Origin of the sequence: Salmonella sp. 741265050_HSA (assembly GCF_046569445.1) — a bacterium.
In the GTDB taxonomy this organism is placed as follows: domain Bacteria; phylum Pseudomonadota; class Gammaproteobacteria; order Enterobacterales; family Enterobacteriaceae; genus Salmonella; species Salmonella enterica.
The window spans coordinates 406,051-425,575 of record NZ_JBKFSV010000002.1; the positions used below are offsets into that span (position 1 = coordinate 406,051).

Below are 19,525 nucleotides of genomic sequence, written 5' to 3' on the forward strand. Positions count from 1 at the left end.
TGAATCAACACACTCATCTAACACTTTACTTTTCAAGGAGTATTTCCTATGAACCAGCTAGACGGCATCAAACAATTCACTACCGTCGTCGCCGACAGCGGCGACATCGAGTCCATCCGCCACTACCAGCCGCAGGATGCCACGACAAATCCCTCTTTACTGCTGAAAGCCGCCGGGCTTGAGCAGTATGGTCATTTGATTGAGGATGCGATTGGCTGGGGGAAAAAACACGGCGGTACGCAGGAACAGCAGGTTGCAGTAGCCAGCGATAAACTGGCGGTCAATTTTGGCGCGGAAATACTGAAAAGTATTCCCGGTCGCGTCTCCACTGAAGTCGACGCGCGGTTATCATTCGATAAAGAAAAAAGTATCGAGAAAGCGCGCCATCTGGTGGATCTCTACCAGCAGCAGGGTATTGATAAATCACGCATTCTGATCAAGCTCGCCGCAACCTGGGAAGGTATCCGCGCCGCCGGGCAGCTCGAAAAAGAGGGTATTAATTGCAACCTGACGTTGTTGTTCTCTTTTGCCCAGGCGCGCGCCTGCGCCGAAGCGGGCGTCTATTTGATCTCTCCGTTCGTGGGCCGAATTTACGACTGGTATCAGGCGCGTAGTCCACTGGAACCGTATGTCGTGGAGGAAGATCCCGGCGTGAAATCGGTACGCAATATCTACGATTACTTTAAACAGCATCGCTATGAAACCATCGTGATGGGGGCAAGTTTCCGCCGTACTGAGCAAATCCTCGCGCTAACCGGCTGCGATCGACTGACTATTTCCCCTAACCTGCTTAAAGAGCTGAAAGAAAAAGAAGAACCGGTGATCCGTAAACTGGTGCCTTCCTCGCAGATGTTCCACCGTCCTACGCCAATGACGGAAGCGGAGTTCCGCTGGGAACATAATCAGGACGCGATGGCCGTAGAGAAGCTGTCGGAAGGTATCCGTCTTTTTGCCGTTGACCAGCGCAAACTGGAAGACCTGCTTGCCGCCAAACTATAAACCTTGCATGGAGTGATTTATGTCCCGTAAAGACCTTGCCAATGCGATTCGTGCGCTGAGCATGGATGCCGTTCAAAAAGCCAATTCCGGGCACCCCGGCGCGCCGATGGGGATGGCGGATATCGCTGAAGTGCTATGGAACGATTTTCTTAAACATAACCCCACCGATCCGACCTGGTATGACCGTGATCGTTTTATCCTTTCCAACGGTCACGCCTCCATGCTGCTCTATAGTCTGCTGCATTTAACCGGTTATGGCCTGCCGCTGGAGGAGTTAAAAAACTTCCGTCAACTGCACTCTAAAACGCCAGGTCACCCGGAGATTGGCTATACGCCCGGCGTTGAAACCACCACCGGACCGCTGGGCCAGGGGCTGGCGAATGCCGTCGGGCTGGCGATTGCCGAGCGTACGTTAGGCGCACAGTTCAACCGGCCGGACCATGAGATTGTCGACCACTATACCTATGTCTTTATGGGCGACGGCTGTCTGATGGAGGGGATCTCGCATGAGGTGTGTTCGCTGGCTGGTACGCTGGGGCTGGGCAAACTGATCGGCTTTTATGATCACAACGGCATCTCCATTGATGGCGAAACCGAAGGCTGGTTTACCGACGATACCGCCAAACGTTTTGAAGCCTACCACTGGCATGTCGTGCATGACATTGACGGGCACGATCCGGAAGCGGTGAAAAAAGCCATTCTCGAAGCCCAGAGCGTAAAAGATAAACCTTCGCTAATTATCTGTCGGACAGTGATAGGTTTTGGCTCGCCGAATAAAGCCGGGAAGGAGGAGTCGCACGGCGCGGCGCTGGGCGAAGAAGAGGTGGCGCTGACCCGCCAGAAACTGGGATGGCATCATCCGGCGTTCGAGATCCCAAAAGAGATTTACCGCGCGTGGGATGGCCGTGAAAAAGGCGAGAAAGCGCAGCAGCAGTGGCAGGAAAAGTTTGCTGCTTATGAGAAGGCTTATCCTGAGCTGGCCGCGGAGTTTACCCGCCGGATGAGCGGCGGACTGCCGGAGACATGGGAGTCCGCCACGCAAAAATTTATTAACGACTTGCAGGCTAATCCGGCCAAAATCGCCACCCGTAAAGCATCGCAAAATACGCTCAATGCCTATGGTCCCCTGTTGCCGGAACTGTTGGGCGGATCGGCGGATCTGGCGCCGAGCAACCTGACTATCTGGAAAGGTTCGACCTCGTTGAAAGAGGATCCGGCAGGTAATTACATCCACTATGGCGTGCGCGAATTCGGCATGACCGCCATTGCCAACGGCATCGCCCACCACGGCGGCTTTGTACCGTATACCGCCACGTTTCTGATGTTTGTCGAATATGCGCGTAACGCGGCGCGTATGGCGGCCTTAATGAAAGCCCGGCAGATTATGGTCTATACCCACGACTCCATCGGTTTGGGCGAAGATGGCCCGACGCACCAGGCCGTGGAACAACTGGCGAGCCTGCGCTTAACGCCAAACTTCAGCACCTGGCGTCCCTGCGATCAGGTTGAGGCGGCGGTCGGCTGGAAGCTGGCCATTGAACGTCACCACGGGCCGACGGCGCTGATTCTCTCGCGGCAGAATCTGGCGCAGGTGGAACGCACGCCGGAACAGGTGAAAGCGATTGCCCGCGGCGGTTATATTCTCAAAGATAGCGGCGGCAAGCCGGATATCATTCTGATCGCTACCGGATCGGAAATGGAAATTACCCTCCAGGCGGCGGAAAAATTGACTGGCGAGGGGCATAACGTTCGCGTGGTGTCGTTGCCTTCAACGGATATTTTCGATGCGCAGGACGAGGCATATCGCGAATCAGTGCTACCGGCGCACGTGACCGCCCGCGTCGCGGTGGAAGCCGGTATAGCCGACTACTGGTATAAATATGTTGGCCTAAAAGGCGCAATTATCGGCATGACGGGATACGGTGAATCCGCTCCGGCTGACAAACTGTTCCCGTATTTTGGCTTTACCGTGGAAAATATTGTAGAAAAAGCCCGCCGGGTGCTAAACATCAAAGGCTAAGGCGAGCGTTAGCAACACAGACTTTGCACAGTCTGCAGACCTGTTTGTAGGCTGTGCAAAATTACTTCGTAGACTCAGGCGCATCTGACTGCCCGATGACGACCTCATCAATGGATTTATGGCACATCAGGCAAAAGGCCTTTTTTTTATGCGCCTGTAATGTTGAATCCCATGCCGCTGATCCGCCTTCTTTATTCACTTTCTCTCTTATCGCCGCCAGCCGATCTATTTCATAATAAGCGCTCAGGCAGCCACAATGGGGGCATAATACGGGGCCATTATTTATTTTCATACTATTTCCTGCTGTGGTGAGGCTATCGGGTAAAGTAACAATCCTACCGTAACGTAGCAATCTCTATACCATAAATGAAACCTCAATAGGTGTATCCCTATTCTGAAAAGGGGATAACAACCAGGATTCAACGCGTGATCCACAGCGTAGGCCAGGCATCCGGCCCGTGCCAGTTATCGCAGCTCGGTTCTTCGGCATAACGTACCAGACGAAAACGATCGCCATCATAACGCCAGCGCGTCTGGATACCACAGTCGGTTAACCCCCGCCCTTTCGCCAACGTCACCAGCTCGCGCGTTTTCTCGTCAAAGAAGGCGTTCATCAACTCCATGTCATTACTTTCGACGCCGCGATTAAACGGCAGCCGCAAACGTACGGCGCGCGAGGCGAGCGTTTTTTTGCGTGAAACTACCCAGGCGAGATCAATAGTGTTATAGGCGCCGGCTTCGCAGTTAACAATCAATAACGCTTTATCATCCGTCAACGCGCTGACCTGCGTCTCGCGACGCAGCGGGTCAAGCGAACAGCGAATGCCGTTTACCCGCCATGCTGCGTAGTCCAGCAGATCGTCGCGTTCTTCCTCACTCAGCGGTACGGGCGTTGGATTAATAACGGCGATCCCCTTTAATGCCGGTGCCGGGGGCACGCTGAGCGGCGGTTCGTTTCCTTTTTCAATCCAGGCGGTTTCGCTGCCCACACGTTTTTGTTGCGCGTCGATAAACAGTAATGCCGCTTTTAATCCCGCCAGCGAAAGCGTCTGAACGCCGTTTTTTAAGGTGATGGCCTGCGCATCCTGAATCGTCTGTAAAAATGCGGTGATGGTGGCAGGATCGCCGGTCATGAGATGCCAGGGCGACACGCGCCAGTGTGGACTGTTGAACGAAAGCGGTTTGCCATCCAGCAATAAGCGAGGCGCAATTGCGGCTTCTTTAGCGTCGGGCGGCGCCAAACCGCCGCGGTCGATACGCAGTACCGCATCGGTACGCGCCCCGGCGCTACGGCTTAATGTCATCACCAGCCCATGATGTTCGCCAGTATTGCGCGCTACGCAAAAATTTTGGTTATTGCAGGTGACCTGCCAGTCGGAAAAAGTCCGTTGCGCTGGCGCAGCCCACAGTAGCTGGACCGGCAACAGGCCAAACAGACAAAAAAGAATAACGCGGTAGCGCATGAACGGAACAACCCCAGATTCAGAACAACACAGCTAAGGCGGTATCTTCCTTGCGCGCCTCAGGGTTCTCAATCAGATTTATCGGATTGGTCTTTTTTGTGTAAAGAAATATATTTCTTTTTTTTCAGTCCATTAGATGAGACGTCTGTAAATAGTTAAGCAATAACACGGTCTTACCGTCCCGAATCTCGCCTGAGCGCACCATTTCCAGCGCCCGGGAAAACGGCAGTTCAAGCACCTCAATCTCTTCATCCTCCACGCCGCCGCCGATGCTGGCGCGCTCGCTATCATGATATTCGGCAATGAAGAAATGAATCAGCTCCGTGACGCCGCCTGGCGACATATACAGCTCAAATATCTTGCGTACCTCGCCAACGTCATACCCTGTCTCTTCAATGGCCTCTTTACGGATACAGACCTCCGGCTCGTCGTTATCAAGCAGGCCAGCGCAGGTTTCAATTAACATACCGTCTTGATTACCGTTGACCCATGTCGCCACGCGAAACTGACGAACCAGAACTACGGTTTTTTTAGTTGAGTTGTAAAGCAGAATGGTTGCGCCATTCCCGCGATCGTAAACCTCACGCTTGTGACGGATAACCTCGCCATTACGACGGGTCAGGTCATAGGTAATGTTGCGCAGAGTAAAATAATTATCAGAAAGAATTTTATCCTTAATAAGCGTAATGGTTTGCGACATGCTGGCTCCAGGGTGTAAAAAGAGCATTAATATTACGCCGTGAGGTCGGTTTTGTCTGCTGAAGGGTTAATCCTTAATGCCGACTGAACGGACGTACAGCCATATTTTTCTGTCACTGCCATGACTATATTCTGCTTCTCCGGGCCGCAGAGTCCATGCTCGCGATATGATTTGACGGCCGGAGTGAGACTGAGGGAATCATCATGAAATTTACTCTCGTTGCGACGGTTCTACTGACGTTTTCCCTTTCAGCTTTTGCCGTTGGGTATCCGGTATTGACCACCGCGAGCCCTGATCAGGTGGGGTTTGATAGCCAAAAACTTCACCGACTTGATGGCTGGATTCAAAATCAAATTGATGCCGGATATCCCAGCATCAATCTTCTGGTGATAAAAGATAATCATATTGTTCTACAAAAAGCCTGGGGCTATGCTAAAAAATATGACGGTTCCACGCTGTTAGCCCATCCCATTCGGGCGACCACTAACACGATGTATGACCTGGCTTCAAACACAAAAATGTATGCCACTAACTTTGCATTGCAAAAACTGGTGTATGAAGGAAAAATAGATGTCAATGATTTGGTATCAAAATACATCCCCGGCTTTAAGGATATGCCTGGGGATAAAATAAAAGGCAAAGATAAACTCCGCATTATTGATATTCTTCATCACGTCGCGGGCTTTCCTGCCGACCCACAATATCCTAATAAAAACGTCGCCGGTAAATTATTCTCACAGAGTAAAAGCACTACTCTGGAGATGATTAAAAAGACGCCGCTGGAATATCAACCTGGGTCAAAGCATATCTATAGCGACGTGGATTATATGATTCTTGGTTTTATCGTTGAATCGATAACGGCAATGCCATTAGATCGCTACGTCGAAACCACCATTTATAAACCGCTCGGATTAAAACATACCGTCTTTAACCCGCTGATGAAAGGCTTCACGCCGCCGCAAATCGCCGCAACGGAACTACACGGCAATACGCGTGACGGCGTGATTCATTTCCCCAATATTCGCACCAATACACTATGGGGCCAGGTGCATGATGAAAAAGCCTGGTACTCAATGGGCGGCGTTTCAGGACACGCCGGACTGTTTTCTGACACCCATGATATGGCTGTGTTAATGCAAGTCATGCTCAATGGGGGCGGCTACGGTAACGTGAAGCTATTCGACGACAAAACGGTTGCGCAGTTTACTCGCCGCTCGCCAGAAGACGCTACCTTTGGTCTGGGGTGGCGCGTTAACGGCAACGCCTCAATGACCCCCACGTTCGGGGTATTAGCCAGTCCGCAAACGTATGGACATACCGGATGGACCGGAACGCTGACGTCTATCGATCCGGTTAATCATATGGCGATTGTGATTTTAGGTAACAGGCCGCACTCTCCGGTAGCAAATCCTAAAGTAAATCCGAATGTTTTTGTCAGTGGATTATTACCTGCGGCGACGTATGGCTGGATTGTTGACCAGATATATGGTTCCTTAAAATAAAAATTAAGAGCCTGTCCTACCAGGCGTTATTGGCGCAGCCAGTTTGGACACGGACAGCGCGCAAAAACCGGAGCGTACACGTAGTACGTGAGGTTTGACTCGCTACGCTCGCCCTTCGGACCGCCGCTAGCGGCGTTCAAAACGCTAACGCGTTTTGGCGAGCACTGCCAAGGACCAAAATGGCAAGTAAAATAGCCCTAATGGGATAGGCTCTAAGAAGGGATTCTGATAGCGTCCCTTCCTTCAATTTACACTCTATTTTCAATACTAAGATTGGCCTCATCAGGCCTGTTAAACGTCGACCCGACGGAAAAATGTTTATCGCAGGGCGTCCAGCCCTGCGAGCGTCAACATTTCTGCAAACGGAGTAAGGTTAGCCAATAAGTTTAAGATTTTTTATCACTCAATCATTTAACCGTTCCAGGCCTTAACCGGCCTACAAATACGCTTATTTAGCTAACCAGTCGAGTATCCCCTGCGCGGCATGTCGGCCTTCTGCCATCGCCGTCACCACCAAATCGGCGCCGCGCACCGCATCGCCGCCAGCGAAAATTTTCGGGTTGGACGTCTGGTAACGAAACTCGCTCTCGACGCTGGCGGCAATACGTCCCCAGTTATCCACCTTCACGCCATGCGATTCCAGCCACGACATACCATGCGGATGAAAACCAAACGCCATAATGACCGCATCCGCCGGCATCACGAACTCGCTGTCCGGTACAGGTACCGGGCGGCGTCGCCCCTGACCATCCGGTTCGCCAAGCCGCGTACGCAAAAAGCGAATACCGCTGGCGCGCCCGTGCGTATCCAGCACCAACTCAACCGGCTGAACGTTAAATTCAAAGTTCGCGCCCTCTTCCCGCGCGTTTTTCACCTCTTTTTTCGACCCCGGCATATTGGCCTCATCGCGGCGATAAGCGCAGGTGACGTTGGCAGCGCCATGACGCAGCGCCGTACGTACGCAGTCCATTGCGGTGTCACCGCCGCCCAGCACAACCACGTTAAGACCCGCAGTATCAATAAACGGCTCGTCAGGCAACGCCGGAAGCCCCATCACCTGTTTGGTATTGGCGATGAGGAATGGCAACGCATCATATACCCCCGGCGCGTCTTCATTCGGTAAATCAGCCTTCATGGAACGGTAGGTTCCTACCCCGACAAAGACGGCGTCATAACTCTCCAGCAGCGTCTCCAGAGGAATATCTTTCCCTACTTCGCAGTTAAGCTCGAAACGAATCCCCATCGCGCTGAAGATCTCCCGACGGCGCGCCAGCAGAGATTTATCCAGTTTGAAAGCCGGAATACCAAAGGTGAGCAAACCGCCGATTTCCGGATGGCGATCGTAGACGGTGGCGCTTACGCCATGGCGCGCCAGCACGTCAGCGCAGGCAAGACCTGCCGGCCCCGCGCCGATAATCGCCACGCGCTTATCGCTCTTCTGTACGTCCGACAGGTCGGGACGCCAGCCTTTGCTCAGAGCGCGATCGGAGATATAGCGCTCAATGTTGCCGATGGTAACCGCGCCATACTCATCGCGGAGTGTACACGCGCCTTCGCATAGCCGATCCTGCGGACAGACGCGCCCGGTAATTTCCGGCAGACAATTGGTCTGGTGGGAAAGCTCTACCGCCGCATCAATATCGCCGGCTTTCACCAGTTCGATCCACTGGGGAATATGGTTATGCAGCGGACAGGTCCATTCGCAGATACTGTGTTCCCCGCATGTGAGGCAGCGGGCCGCTTCACGCTCCGCCTGCGCGGCGCGAAACGGCAGATAAATTTCCTCAAAGGTGGTTTTACGCGCTTCAATCGCCAGTTTATCCGGTTCGCCGCGCGTCGGCGTCGCCTGCATACGCTCGACTTTGCTGCTTGCTGTCCCACTGTGTTGTGTATCCACGGTATGCCAGGGGCGAATCTCCTGCCGGGCGGTACGCAGCCGTCGCGTTTTAGCCAGACGGGTCAACGAGTCTTCGGTGACCAGTTGCAGCGCATCCGCCGGGCAATTTTCCACACAGGCCGGACCCTGTTCACGTCCCTGACACAGATCGCATTTATGCGCGCTGGCTTTGAACTGGTTTGGCGCGACGGGCGTCAATACCATCTGCATGGTGCCGAATGGACAGGCGACGACGCAGGATTTACAGCCGATGCACTTCTGCGCATTGACCTGCACGCTGTCGTTAATATGCGCGATCGCGCCGTTCGGACAGCTACGGGCGCAGGGCGCATCTTCGCAATGGTGACATGTGACCGCGCTGCGCTGGTGCTGATGTTTGATGACAGTAATTCGGGGCTGATAGCGCTGTGACGTCAGGACATGTCGCTCATCATTGTGAGCCATTACGCAGGCGACCTCGCAGGCATGGCAGCCCAGACACTGCTGGCTATTGGCCATAATAAAACGATTCATGGCATCCTTCTGTTTTGGTTGTAAAAACCTTATTCTTTATATGAGCATTGTTATTAACTGACGAAGGCGGGGTCGGCAATGTTCATCTGCCCAGGAAGCACAACTATCTGTCCAGAACCTGTGGCAGATCAATTTATTTCAAAGCAAATGCGATTGCGATTCAGCTAAATGCGGGGAGTGCCAGCGTGACGGTTAAACGCCCGGTCTCAGCCAGTCTGGCTAAGGCTTTTTTCTATATTGTGCTGTTGTCTATTCTGTCCACCGGCAGCGCATTACTGACGCTGACCAGCAGTTTACGGGATGCCGAAGCGATCAATATCGCTGGTTCGCTACGAATGCAGAGCTATCGGCTGGGTTACGATCTGCAAAGCCGTAGCCCGCAGATTAATGCGCATCGTCAACTTTTCCAGCACGCGCTCAACTCGCCGGTACTGCAAAATCTCAACGCCTGGTATGTGCCGCAGGCGGTGAAAACTCGCTACGCGCGCCTGCACGCCAACTGGCTGGAGATGAATAGCCGCCTACAGGACGGCGACATTGCCTGGTATCAGACCAATATCAACAATTATGTCGATCAAATTGATCTCTTCGTTCTGGCGTTACAGCATTACGCCGAGCGTAAAGTCATGCTGGTCGTCGCCATATCGCTGGCGGGCGGTATCGGCATATTTACGCTGGTCTTTTTTACCCTACGGCGTATTCGCCAGCAGGTCGTTCGCCCGCTGAATCAACTGGTCACCGCCAGTCAGCGTATTGAACATGGTCAGTTCGCCCCGCTGCCGCTGGATACCAGCTTACCCAATGAGCTGGGATTGTTGGCGAAAACGTTTAGTCAGATGTCGAGCGAGCTGCATAAACTTTACCGTTCGCTGGAAGCCTCGGTGGAAGAAAAAACGCACGATCTGCACGAAGCGCATCGCCGCCTGGAGGTGTTATACCAGTGCTCCCAGGCGCTGAATACCAGCCAAATCGATGTCCACTGTTTTCGCCATATTTTGCAAATTGTCCGTGAACATGACGCCGCCTGGTATCTGGAGTTAACCGTGGGCGATAACTGGCGGATTAGCGAAGGCACGCAAAGCCCCGACCTGCCGATGCAAATGCTGCCAGTGACGATGCAGGACACGGTCTATGGCGAACTCCACTGGCAAAGCCCCAACGTTAATGCCTCTACGCCGCTGCTGAACAGCGTCTCCACGATGCTGGGGCGTGGTTTGTACTTTAATCAGGCGCAAAAACACTTCCAGCAACTTTTGTTAATGGAAGAGCGCGCGACGATTGCCCGTGAGCTACACGATTCGCTGGCGCAGGTACTTTCTTATTTACGTATTCAGTTAACGCTTTTGAAGCGCGCTATTCCTGAGGATAACGCCGGCGCGCAAAGCATCATGGCGGATTTTTCCAGAGCGCTGAACGACGCCTACCGTCAGCTTCGCGAGCTACTCACCACGTTCCGTCTGACGTTACAGCAGGCCGATTTACCCTCCGCATTGCATGAGATGCTGGAAGATTTACAGAGTCAGACCCCGGCCAAACTCACGTTGGATTGCCGTTTACCCACGCTGGCGCTGGATGCGCAAATGCAGGTGCATTTGTTGCAAATTGTGCGCGAAGCGGTCCTGAACGCCATTAAACACGCCAACGCGAGCGAAATCGCCGTGAGCTGCGTCACCGCGCCTGACGGCGATCATACCGTTTATATTCGCGATAATGGCATTGGTATCGGCGAACCGCATGAGCCTGCCGGACACTATGGTCTGAATATAATGCGTGAGCGCGCGGAGCGCCTTGGCGGCACGCTGAATTTTTCGCAACCCTCCGGCGGCGGCACACTGGTCAGTATCAGTTTTCGCTCCTCCAACAAGGAAGAGAGTCAGTTAACGTAAAGAACGGCAAATCGCCGGAAGGCCAGATGTCAGGCTTTCCGGCGTTGGCACAAAAAGTATGCTGTAAAAGCGCATGATAATTTACATTATCTCCTTTATTTCTCCACGTTTGGCTCGTAGCTTGCCGCTACAGTGAAGCAGTTCAAATCTATAACGATATGTAGAAACACGAGGTTTCCCTTTAATGGCGAATTTTTTTATCGATCGCCCCATTTTTGCCTGGGTGCTGGCTATCCTGTTGTGTCTGACAGGGGCGTTAGCCATTTTCTCTTTACCTGTTGAACAATATCCCGATCTGGCGCCGCCCAACGTACGTATTACCGCGAATTATCCGGGAGCGTCGGCGCAAACGCTGGAAAATACCGTAACCCAGGTTATTGAGCAGAATATGACGGGCCTCGATAATCTGATGTACATGTCATCACAAAGTAGCGGCACCGGACAGGCGACCATCACCCTGAGCTTTATTGCGGGAACCGATCCTGATGAGGCGGTTCAGCAGGTGCAAAACCAGTTACAGTCCGCGATGCGTAAACTGCCGCAGGCGGTACAGGATCAAGGCGTCACGGTACGCAAAACGGGCGATACCAATATTTTGACCATCGCTTTCGTCTCTACCGACGGCTCTATGGACAAGCAGGATATCGCCGACTACGTCGCCAGTAATATTCAGGACCCGCTCAGCCGCGTCAACGGCGTCGGCGATATTGACGCTTATGGTTCACAGTACTCTATGCGTATCTGGCTCGATCCGGCCAAATTGAATAGTTTTCAGATGACCACGAAAGACGTGACCGATGCAATTGAGTCGCAGAATGCGCAAATCGCCGTCGGGCAGCTTGGCGGTACGCCTTCGGTCGACAAACAGGCGCTGAACGCCACCATTAATGCGCAGTCACTGCTGCAAACGCCGCAACAATTTCGCGATATCACCCTGCGCGTTAATCAGGACGGTTCCGAGGTCAAACTGGGCGATGTCGCCACCGTGGAGCTGGGGGCGGAAAAGTATGACTACCTCAGCCGTTTTAACGGCAAGCCGGCTTCCGGTCTTGGCGTTAAGCTGGCTTCCGGCGCGAACGAAATGGCGACCGCGAAGCTGGTGCTGGATCGCCTCAACGAGCTGGCGCAGTACTTCCCTCAAGGGCTGGAATACAAGATCGCGTATGAAACCACCTCCTTTGTCAAAGCCTCGATTATCGATGTGGTCAAAACGTTGCTGGAGGCTATCGCTCTGGTTTTCCTGGTGATGTACCTGTTCCTGCAAAACTTTCGCGCCACGCTAATTCCGACGATCGCCGTGCCGGTAGTATTAATGGGCACCTTCTCCGTGCTTTACGCGTTCGGCTACAGTATTAACACATTAACCATGTTCGCGATGGTGCTGGCGATCGGGCTCCTGGTCGACGATGCCATCGTGGTGGTGGAAAACGTCGAACGTATCATGAGCGAAGAAGGGCTCACGCCGCGTGAAGCGACGCGCAAATCCATGGGACAAATCCAGGGGGCGCTGGTCGGTATCGCGATGGTGCTGTCTGCGGTATTCGTGCCGATGGCGTTCTTTGGCGGTACCACCGGGGCGATTTATCGTCAGTTTTCTATCACCATTGTCTCGGCAATGGTGCTGTCGGTGCTGGTCGCCATGATCCTGACACCGGCGCTGTGCGCAACGTTATTAAAACCGCTGCACAAAGGCGAACAGCACGGGCAACGCGGATTTTTCGGCTGGTTTAACCGTACCTTCAATCGTAATGCCGAACGTTATGAGAAAGGCGTAGCGAAAATTTTGCATCGCAGCCTGCGCTGGATTCTGATTTATGTTCTGTTGCTTGGCGGCATGGTGTTCCTGTTTTTGCGTCTCCCCACCTCCTTTCTACCGCAAGAAGATCGGGGCATGTTCACTACGTCTATCCAGCTACCGAGCGGTTCTACGCAACAGCAGACCCTGAAAGTCGTTGAAAAGGTTGAAAACTATTACTTCACCCATGAGAAAGACAACATTATGTCGGTCTTCTCGACGGTAGGTTCCGGCCCTGGCGGGAATGGGCAAAACGTCGCGCGCATGTTTGTTCGCTTGAAAGACTGGGACGCGCGCGATCCCACCACCGGCTCCTCGTTCGCCATTATTGAGCGGGCGACAAAAGCGTTTAACCAAATTAAAGAAGCTCGCGTCTTCGCCAGCAGCCCGCCGGCAATTAGCGGTCTGGGCAGCTCCGCCGGTTTTGATATGGAATTACAGGATCACGCCGGAGCAGGCCATGACGCGCTGATGGCCGCACGAGATCAACTCATTGAGCTGGCCGGGAAAAACAGTTCCTTGACCCGCGTGCGCCACAACGGCCTGGACGACAGCCCGCAACTGCAAATTGATATTGACCAACGGAAAGCGCAGGCGCTGGGCGTATCGATTGACGATATCAACGACACCCTGCAAACAGCCTGGGGATCGAGCTACGTCAACGACTTTATGGACCGTGGTCGCGTGAAGAAGGTCTATGTTCAGGCCGCAGCGAAATATCGTATGTTGCCGGACGATATTAATCTTTGGTATGTCCGTAACAAAGATGGCGGCATGGTCCCCTTCTCCGCCTTCGCCACCTCGCGCTGGGAAACCGGCTCGCCGCGTCTGGAACGTTATAACGGCTATTCGGCGGTAGAAATTGTCGGAGAGGCCGCGCCGGGAGTCAGTACCGGGACGGCGATGGATGTCATGGAGTCGTTGGTGCATCAGCTACCGGGCGGTTTTGGCCTGGAATGGACAGCCATGTCTTACCAGGAACGGCTCTCCGGCGCGCAGGCGCCCGCGCTGTACGCTATTTCGCTATTAGTCGTCTTCCTGTGTCTGGCGGCATTGTATGAAAGCTGGTCGGTGCCCTTCTCGGTGATGCTGGTTGTGCCGCTCGGCGTCATTGGCGCGCTACTCGCTACCTGGATGCGCGGGCTGGAAAACGATGTTTACTTCCAGGTGGGGCTGTTGACCGTTATCGGCCTCTCGGCGAAAAACGCGATTCTGATTGTGGAATTCGCCAACGAAATGAATCAGAAGGGACACGCGCTGTTAGACGCCACGCTGTACGCCAGCCGCCAGCGCCTGCGACCGATACTGATGACTTCGCTGGCGTTTATCTTTGGCGTATTGCCGATGGCCACCAGCACCGGGGCAGGCTCGGGTAGCCAACATGCTGTCGGAACCGGCGTGATGGGGGGAATGATCTCAGCAACCATTCTGGCTATCTTCTTTGTACCCCTGTTTTTCGTGCTGATACGTCGCCGCTTCCCGCTGAAGCCGCGCCCGGAATAAGCTCCCGGCCAGCCTGATACGAGGTGTCGGGCACAAAAAAGGCGACTTTCGTTGAGTCGCCTTTTCTTATCCCCTATGGGAGCGCGGTGCCTTCCAGGCATTTATTTACGAAGCATGACTTCGATAAAATCTTTCCAGTTCCCCAGTTCACGTTCAATCATAATAGCCTCTCTTATTATTATGGGTATTCTACGAAGTTAGCGGTATAGAGAGAAGTTCATTTAACCGATTGTTGCGATATCCTCTGGTTACGCTGTCTATGATATTACTATGGCGCTGTAGCCGTAAATTTTATGTGACTTACTGCAATATTTAGCAACATTAATACCTTTTCTACTACTTTATCAAATCGGGTTAAAAAACAATCAATTGCATGTGCGCAAAATAGGATTTGTCCCGCGAATTATAAACAAGCCACATCTGGAACGTTTTGGAATCATTATTCACATTCACTCAACAATGTTATATTGATTGCCGATCAGCGCTGGATAAATAACCATTAACAGCCACACTTATTATCCCGCAGACGATACTATTGATTATTTATTCGAATTTCGCGTTAAAGGATTCAATATGATTACCCTCTATGGCATTAAGAATTGCGACACGATCAAAAAAGCGCGCCGTTGGCTGGAGGAGCATGGCATTGATTATCGTTTTCACGATTACCGTGTGGATGGCATAGACCTCCCTCTTCTTAATACCTTTATTGCCGAACTCGGCTGGCAGCCTTTACTGAATACGCGCGGCACAACATGGCGCAAACTGGATGAAGGCGACCGCAGCGGGATTACCGATGCCGACTCCGCCGCTGCTCTCATGGTTGAACAGCCGGCAATCATCAAACGCCCATTGCTCTGCGCGCCCGGGAGGCCTATGCTGCTTGGTTTCAGTGAATCCCGTTATCAGCAGTTTTTTGATGAGGTGTAGTCTATGTCGTGCCCGGTTATTGAGCTGACACAGCAACTTATTCGTCGCCCCTCCCTGAGTCCGGATGACGCAGGCTGTCAGGCATTAATGATTGAACGCCTGCGTAAAATCGGTTTTACCATTGAGCATATGGATTTTGGCGACACGCAAAATTTTTGGGCATGGCGTGGGCGTGGCGAAACGCTGGCGTTCGCCGGGCATACTGACGTCGTACCGGCTGGCGATGTCGATCGCTGGATCAATCCGCCGTTTGAGCCTACGATTCGCGACGGAATGTTGTTCGGTCGCGGCGCGGCGGATATGAAAGGTTCACTGGCGGCCATGGTGGTGGCTGCCGAACGTTTTGTTGCGCAGCATCCTCATCACCGGGGCCGTCTCGCATTTTTGATTACCTCTGATGAAGAAGCCAGCGCAAAAAATGGCACCGTAAAGGTGGTTGAAGCGCTGATGGCCCGTAACGAGCGGCTGGATTACTGTCTGGTCGGCGAACCTTCCAGTACTGAAATTGTGGGCGATGTCGTCAAAAACGGGCGTCGCGGTTCCCTCACCTGTAACCTCACTATTCATGGCGTTCAGGGGCACGTCGCCTATCCGCATCTGGCGGATAACCCTGTTCATCGCGCTGCGCCTTTTCTTAATGAACTGGTCGCTATCGAGTGGGATCGGGGCAATGACTTTTTCCCGGCCACCAGTATGCAGGTAGCCAATATCCAGGCAGGCACCGGCAGCAATAATGTCATTCCCGGCGAACTGTTCGTGCAGTTTAACTTCCGTTTCAGCACGGAACTGACCGATGAGATGATCAAAGAGCGGGTACATGCGCTGCTTGAGAAGCATCAGCTGCGTTATACCGTAGACTGGTGGCTTTCCGGCCAGCCGTTCCTGACCGCACGCGGCAAGCTGGTGGACGCGGTGGTAAACGCCATTGAGCACTATAATGAAATTAAACCGCAATTACTGACGACGGGCGGTACGTCCGACGGACGTTTTATCGCCCGTATGGGAGCGCAGGTGGTAGAACTGGGGCCGGTGAACGCCACCATTCATAAAATTAATGAATGTGTGAATGCCGCCGATCTCCAGCTACTGGCCCGTATGTATCAACGCATTATGGAACAGCTCGTCGCCTGATGAGCGTTCCGGTAAGAGGAAATAAGCATGGACTGGCTGGCAAAATATTGGTGGATTCTGGTATTGGTGTTTCTGGTAGGCGTACTGCTGAATGTGATCAAAGATCTCAAACGCATCGACCATAAGAAATTCCTTGCCAATAAACCTGAGCTGCCCCCGCATCGCGATTTTAACGATAAGTGGGACGATGAAGACGACTGGCCGAAGAAAGATCAGCCGAAAAAGTAACCGGATAACATGCCGGACAGCTATCGCTATCCGGCATGGTCCCCACCGCCGGGCATTACGTCGCGCAAACGCTGCGTTCGTCCGGCATCCAACGCAATCAGCGCCTGCGCCGCCTGCGCACGCTGCAACGCCAGCAGAGCTTTACGGCCTGAAATGCGTAGCCGGGCGCACAGTTCGGCATCGCTGGCTTTTTCCTCCAGCCGCCCTCTCAGCGCCGGTAATGGCAATGCGCTGTATTGCAGTAAACGATGCAGGCAACCTAACGATGTCAGTAGCGGGCGGTGCGCGAACGCAAAACCGACCAGCTCACGCCAGTCTTCATCATTAAGCGCCTGTTCATCTAACGCCGCCAGCGGTATCGCCTCGCCGTTCCACTGCGTCAGGATATCCGCATCGCGGCGCAAACGTCGGTGTTCCTGCTGCGCCAGCCGTTTTCCCGCGTCGCTCAGCGGCAATAACGCCATCGCCGTATAGCAACCGCTGCTCGCCTCCCGATGGTTGCCCATCCGTACCAGCACAAAGCCGCAGCGCTGCCAGAAGCGCCACAACTCCGGCGTATAGCCAAAGCTGACGGAAAGATAATCACACTGCGCCGCCTGCTCGCACGCGCAGGCAATCAACTGCTGACCGATGCCTTCGCGCTGGCGGGCGGGGTGCACCGCGATACGGCTTACGCGACGCCCGACCAGCGTCGCGGCTAAAGGGTCGCTACCGTGCGCCGCCAGCGACTGCGCCACCAGATTTCCACGCGGCCGCCGGAAACCGCCCCATACAGCCTGACTGAGTTCTGCGGATAACCCGCCCTCTTCGACCAGCCAGAGGGCGCCCGCCACACGGTTATTCGCCGTAGCCTGCAAGAAATGCTGCCCTGGCGCATCCATCATTCGGCGCAGATCCAACGGCGAAGTACGATAGTGCGCCCCCGACAGTAACTGATACACAGCCCTCGGCAACACGGGCGTCTCCCTCCAGGTCTGCTGGTAAAACGCCGAGATTGCTATCGCGCCATGCGGCGCCTGCGCAAACGCTTCATCGTCGAATATCAGCGCCTCGCTGACGATATTTTCCAGCGGGCATTCTGGCGCCCAGCGGACAGGCTGACGAAGCGTGAAGCGGTGAAGCTGCGGAAAACGGGCGCAAAACTTAAGTAAAAAACCGCGTCCGGTGCCTTCGTAGCCCTGAACGGTGGTGGTGAGTAGTATGCGGGAAAAGCGCGAAACCAGTTGCAGCAGCAGCGGCGCGGGGATTGCCGCCGCCTCGTCAACCACCAGCCAGTCGGCTCTTGCCCCGCTCGCCAGCAACGCATCCGGCGCCATAAAGCAGAACCGCTCACCGGCAAACGCTGCCAGGATATCCGTTGCCGTTTTCGCCGGTGCGGTCACGATAGCCGTGCCCGCCATCCGGGAGATGAATTGCCCGGCCAGCGCCGATTTGCCGCGCCCACGGGGGGCAATCACCGTCGCCACGCCGGGCGGCATTTCACGTAAACGCGATAAGATAGCCGCCTGCTCCGGCTGCGGCTCGCCGGTGGCGGGTCGCCAGCGTTCACGGGAAGGATAAGATGGCCAGCAAAACGGCTGGCGCTGTCGCCACAGCAGCGTTTGCGGATCGCGGGAAAGAGTCCGTTTAAGATGCTGTGCAAACTGCGGTGTAGGGATAGGCTGCGCGCAGTCGCTCCAGCGCAGTGAATCGGTATCAGGCCTGCTTTCCCACGTCTCGTACGGCGGCATCAGCAGAAGCAGCCAGCTTCCGGCCTGCAAGGTCCCGCTCAGGGCGGCAAACGCTGCGGCGTCAAAGCCCTGCCAGGCATCAAATATCGCATGACGGAATTCACGGCCCAGCAGCGTTTGTAACGCCTGTGGCGTACAGCACGGCTGGGCGGGCGCGTCAGGCGCGACCCACAGCCAGTCACCGGGCAATGCAGCGCGTATCGCCTCGGCCCGCTCCCGGCACCACGCCGCATCGCCGCTGATGACCAGTAAACGGCGAATGCCTTCCTGTGTCATTTGCGACGTTAACGCCTGTAGCGCATCGATATCAGACATCCCTGCCCCGGTTTATCAAAAGTTTTTGCCAAACGTATTACATTGCGCCGGGTCACCGCTGTCAAAGCCACGCTTAAACCAGCTGTAGCGCTGTTCTGAGGTGCCGTGGGTAAAACTATCCGGCACGACGCGCCCCTGCCCCTGTTGCTGTAAGCGATCGTCGCCGATAGCCTGTGCGGCATTGAGCGCCTCTTCCAGATCGCCCGCCTCCAGTACGCCTTGCTGCTGCATACTGTGTCCCCACACGCCGGCAAAGCAATCCGCCTGTAGCTCCATGCGCACCGAAAGACGATTCACCTCCGTTTGCGACGCGTTTTGCTGCAACTGGCGTACTTTCGGCTCAATACCTAACAGTTTTTGTACGTGGTGGCCGACTTCGTGGGCGATGACATAACCCTGGGCAAAATCACCGTCCGCGCCCAGCTTATTTTTCATATCATCGTAAAATGAGAGATCGATATAAACGGTGCCGTCCGCCGGGCAGTAAAACGGCCCCATCACGGACTGACCCGCACCACAGCCGGTGCGCGTCATACCACGGTACATCACCAGTTTTGGCTGCTGATAGCCGCGCCCCATTTTTTGAAAGAGTTGACCCCAGGTATCTTCGGTCGTCGCCAGAATCACCGAGGTAAATTTTGCCGCTTCATCATCATTGGGGCTTATCGAACGCGTCGATTGCTGCTGCGAAACCGGCTGGCCGGTCAACAGACCGGTTAAATCCACCCCATAGTACCCTGCGACCAACACCACCACCAACAGAATGATGCCGCCTTTTCCGCGCGGAAGACGAAAGCCTGGGCCACCCAGCGAGGGGCCGCCTGGCCGATTACGTCTGTCCTCTACATTGTTGCTTTCACGACGCCCTTGCCAGCGCATAATCACCTCATTCTCTCTTTGTTATACAGATGAT

15 protein-coding genes are annotated in these 19,525 nt (G+C 54.2%); 8 read left to right on the forward strand and 7 right to left on the reverse strand.

Going from position 1 to position 19,525, the window contains the following annotated elements; genetic code table 11:
• The first annotated feature begins 48 nt into the window (after positions 1-48).
• Positions 49-999: a transaldolase gene (gene tal / locus ACLD4F_RS07630; protein WP_076934968.1), complete on the forward strand. Its 951-nt coding sequence runs from the start codon at positions 49-51 to the stop codon at positions 997-999.
• 19 nt (positions 1,000-1,018) lie between these two features.
• Positions 1,019-3,019 carry a transketolase gene (gene tkt, locus ACLD4F_RS07635; RefSeq protein WP_411010762.1) on the forward strand — a complete coding sequence of 667 codons (2,001 nt, stop codon included), beginning with the start codon at positions 1,019-1,021 and terminating at the stop codon, positions 3,017-3,019.
• A gap of 61 nt (positions 3,020-3,080) precedes the next feature.
• Here the strand turns inward: tkt and ACLD4F_RS07640 are convergent, their stop codons facing one another.
• The 3 genes from ACLD4F_RS07640 to nudK form a co-directional block, all read right to left on the reverse strand.
• Positions 3,081-3,311 (reverse strand): hypothetical protein, encoded by a 231-nt coding sequence (locus tag ACLD4F_RS07640; RefSeq protein ID WP_000700635.1) that lies wholly within the window; start codon positions 3,309-3,311, stop codon positions 3,081-3,083.
• A 127-nt stretch (positions 3,312-3,438) separates the two neighbouring features.
• Positions 3,439-4,482, reverse strand: coding sequence for a DUF1176 domain-containing protein (locus ACLD4F_RS07645; protein ID WP_001270668.1), 1,044 nt, complete (start codon positions 4,480-4,482; stop codon positions 3,439-3,441).
• A gap of 124 nt (positions 4,483-4,606) precedes the next feature.
• Positions 4,607-5,182: a GDP-mannose pyrophosphatase NudK gene (gene nudK, locus ACLD4F_RS07650; RefSeq protein WP_000084037.1), complete on the reverse strand. Its 576-nt coding sequence runs from the start codon at positions 5,180-5,182 to the stop codon at positions 4,607-4,609.
• Between the two features lie 203 nt (positions 5,183-5,385).
• On the opposite strand from nudK, the gene pbp4b reads away from it, so the two are divergent.
• Entirely contained in the window at positions 5,386-6,684 is a 1,299-nt protein-coding gene (pbp4b, locus tag ACLD4F_RS07655) for a penicillin binding protein PBP4B (RefSeq protein ID WP_079944043.1), read from the forward strand.
• A 448-nt stretch (positions 6,685-7,132) separates the two neighbouring features.
• Here pbp4b and aegA read toward each other — a convergent pair whose 3' ends face one another.
• A complete protein-coding gene (gene aegA, locus ACLD4F_RS07660) occupies positions 7,133-9,094 on the reverse strand; it encodes a formate-dependent uric acid utilization protein AegA (protein WP_183046567.1) in 1,962 nt (653 codons plus the stop codon).
• A 185-nt stretch (positions 9,095-9,279) separates the two neighbouring features.
• Here aegA and narQ point away from each other — a divergent pair, with 185 nt between their 5' ends.
• Both narQ and acrD read left to right on the forward strand, forming a co-directional pair.
• On the forward strand, positions 9,280-10,980 hold the full coding sequence (gene narQ / locus ACLD4F_RS07665; RefSeq protein WP_000216814.1) for a nitrate/nitrite two-component system sensor histidine kinase NarQ: 1,701 nt from the start codon (positions 9,280-9,282) through the stop codon (positions 10,978-10,980).
• 184 nt (positions 10,981-11,164) lie between these two features.
• On the forward strand, positions 11,165-14,278 hold the full coding sequence (gene acrD / locus ACLD4F_RS07670) for a multidrug efflux RND transporter permease AcrD (RefSeq protein WP_001533680.1): 3,114 nt from the start codon (positions 11,165-11,167) through the stop codon (positions 14,276-14,278).
• Between the two features lie 101 nt (positions 14,279-14,379).
• Here acrD and ypfM read toward each other — a convergent pair whose 3' ends face one another.
• The gene (gene ypfM, locus ACLD4F_RS07675; RefSeq protein ID WP_001386977.1) at positions 14,380-14,439 is read right to left on the reverse strand and encodes a protein YpfM; all 60 of its coding nucleotides are present in this window, start codon (positions 14,437-14,439) and stop codon (positions 14,380-14,382) included.
• Between the two features lie 412 nt (positions 14,440-14,851).
• Here ypfM and ACLD4F_RS07680 point away from each other — a divergent pair, with 412 nt between their 5' ends.
• The 3 genes from ACLD4F_RS07680 to ACLD4F_RS07690 are packed head-to-tail and all read left to right on the forward strand — an operon-like array spanning position 14,852 to position 16,567.
• Complete coding sequence (locus ACLD4F_RS07680; RefSeq protein WP_023138798.1) at positions 14,852-15,208, forward strand: ArsC family reductase; 357 nt, start codon at positions 14,852-14,854, stop codon at positions 15,206-15,208.
• 3 nt (positions 15,209-15,211) lie between these two features.
• Positions 15,212-16,339: a succinyl-diaminopimelate desuccinylase gene (gene dapE / locus ACLD4F_RS07685; RefSeq protein ID WP_001277825.1), complete on the forward strand. Its 1,128-nt coding sequence runs from the start codon at positions 15,212-15,214 to the stop codon at positions 16,337-16,339.
• A 27-nt stretch (positions 16,340-16,366) separates the two neighbouring features.
• A complete protein-coding gene (locus ACLD4F_RS07690; RefSeq protein WP_000383839.1) occupies positions 16,367-16,567 on the forward strand; it encodes a YpfN family protein in 201 nt (66 codons plus the stop codon).
• Between the two features lie 26 nt (positions 16,568-16,593).
• Here the strand turns inward: ACLD4F_RS07690 and tmcA are convergent, their stop codons facing one another.
• Complete coding sequence (gene tmcA, locus ACLD4F_RS07695; RefSeq protein WP_079944042.1) at positions 16,594-18,612, reverse strand: tRNA cytosine(34) acetyltransferase TmcA; 2,019 nt, start codon at positions 18,610-18,612, stop codon at positions 16,594-16,596.
• Between the two features lie 15 nt (positions 18,613-18,627).
• Positions 18,628-19,491 (reverse strand): neutral zinc metallopeptidase, encoded by an 864-nt coding sequence (locus tag ACLD4F_RS07700; protein ID WP_001267523.1) that lies wholly within the window; start codon positions 19,489-19,491, stop codon positions 18,628-18,630.
• Positions 19,492-19,525 lie beyond the last annotated feature (34 nt).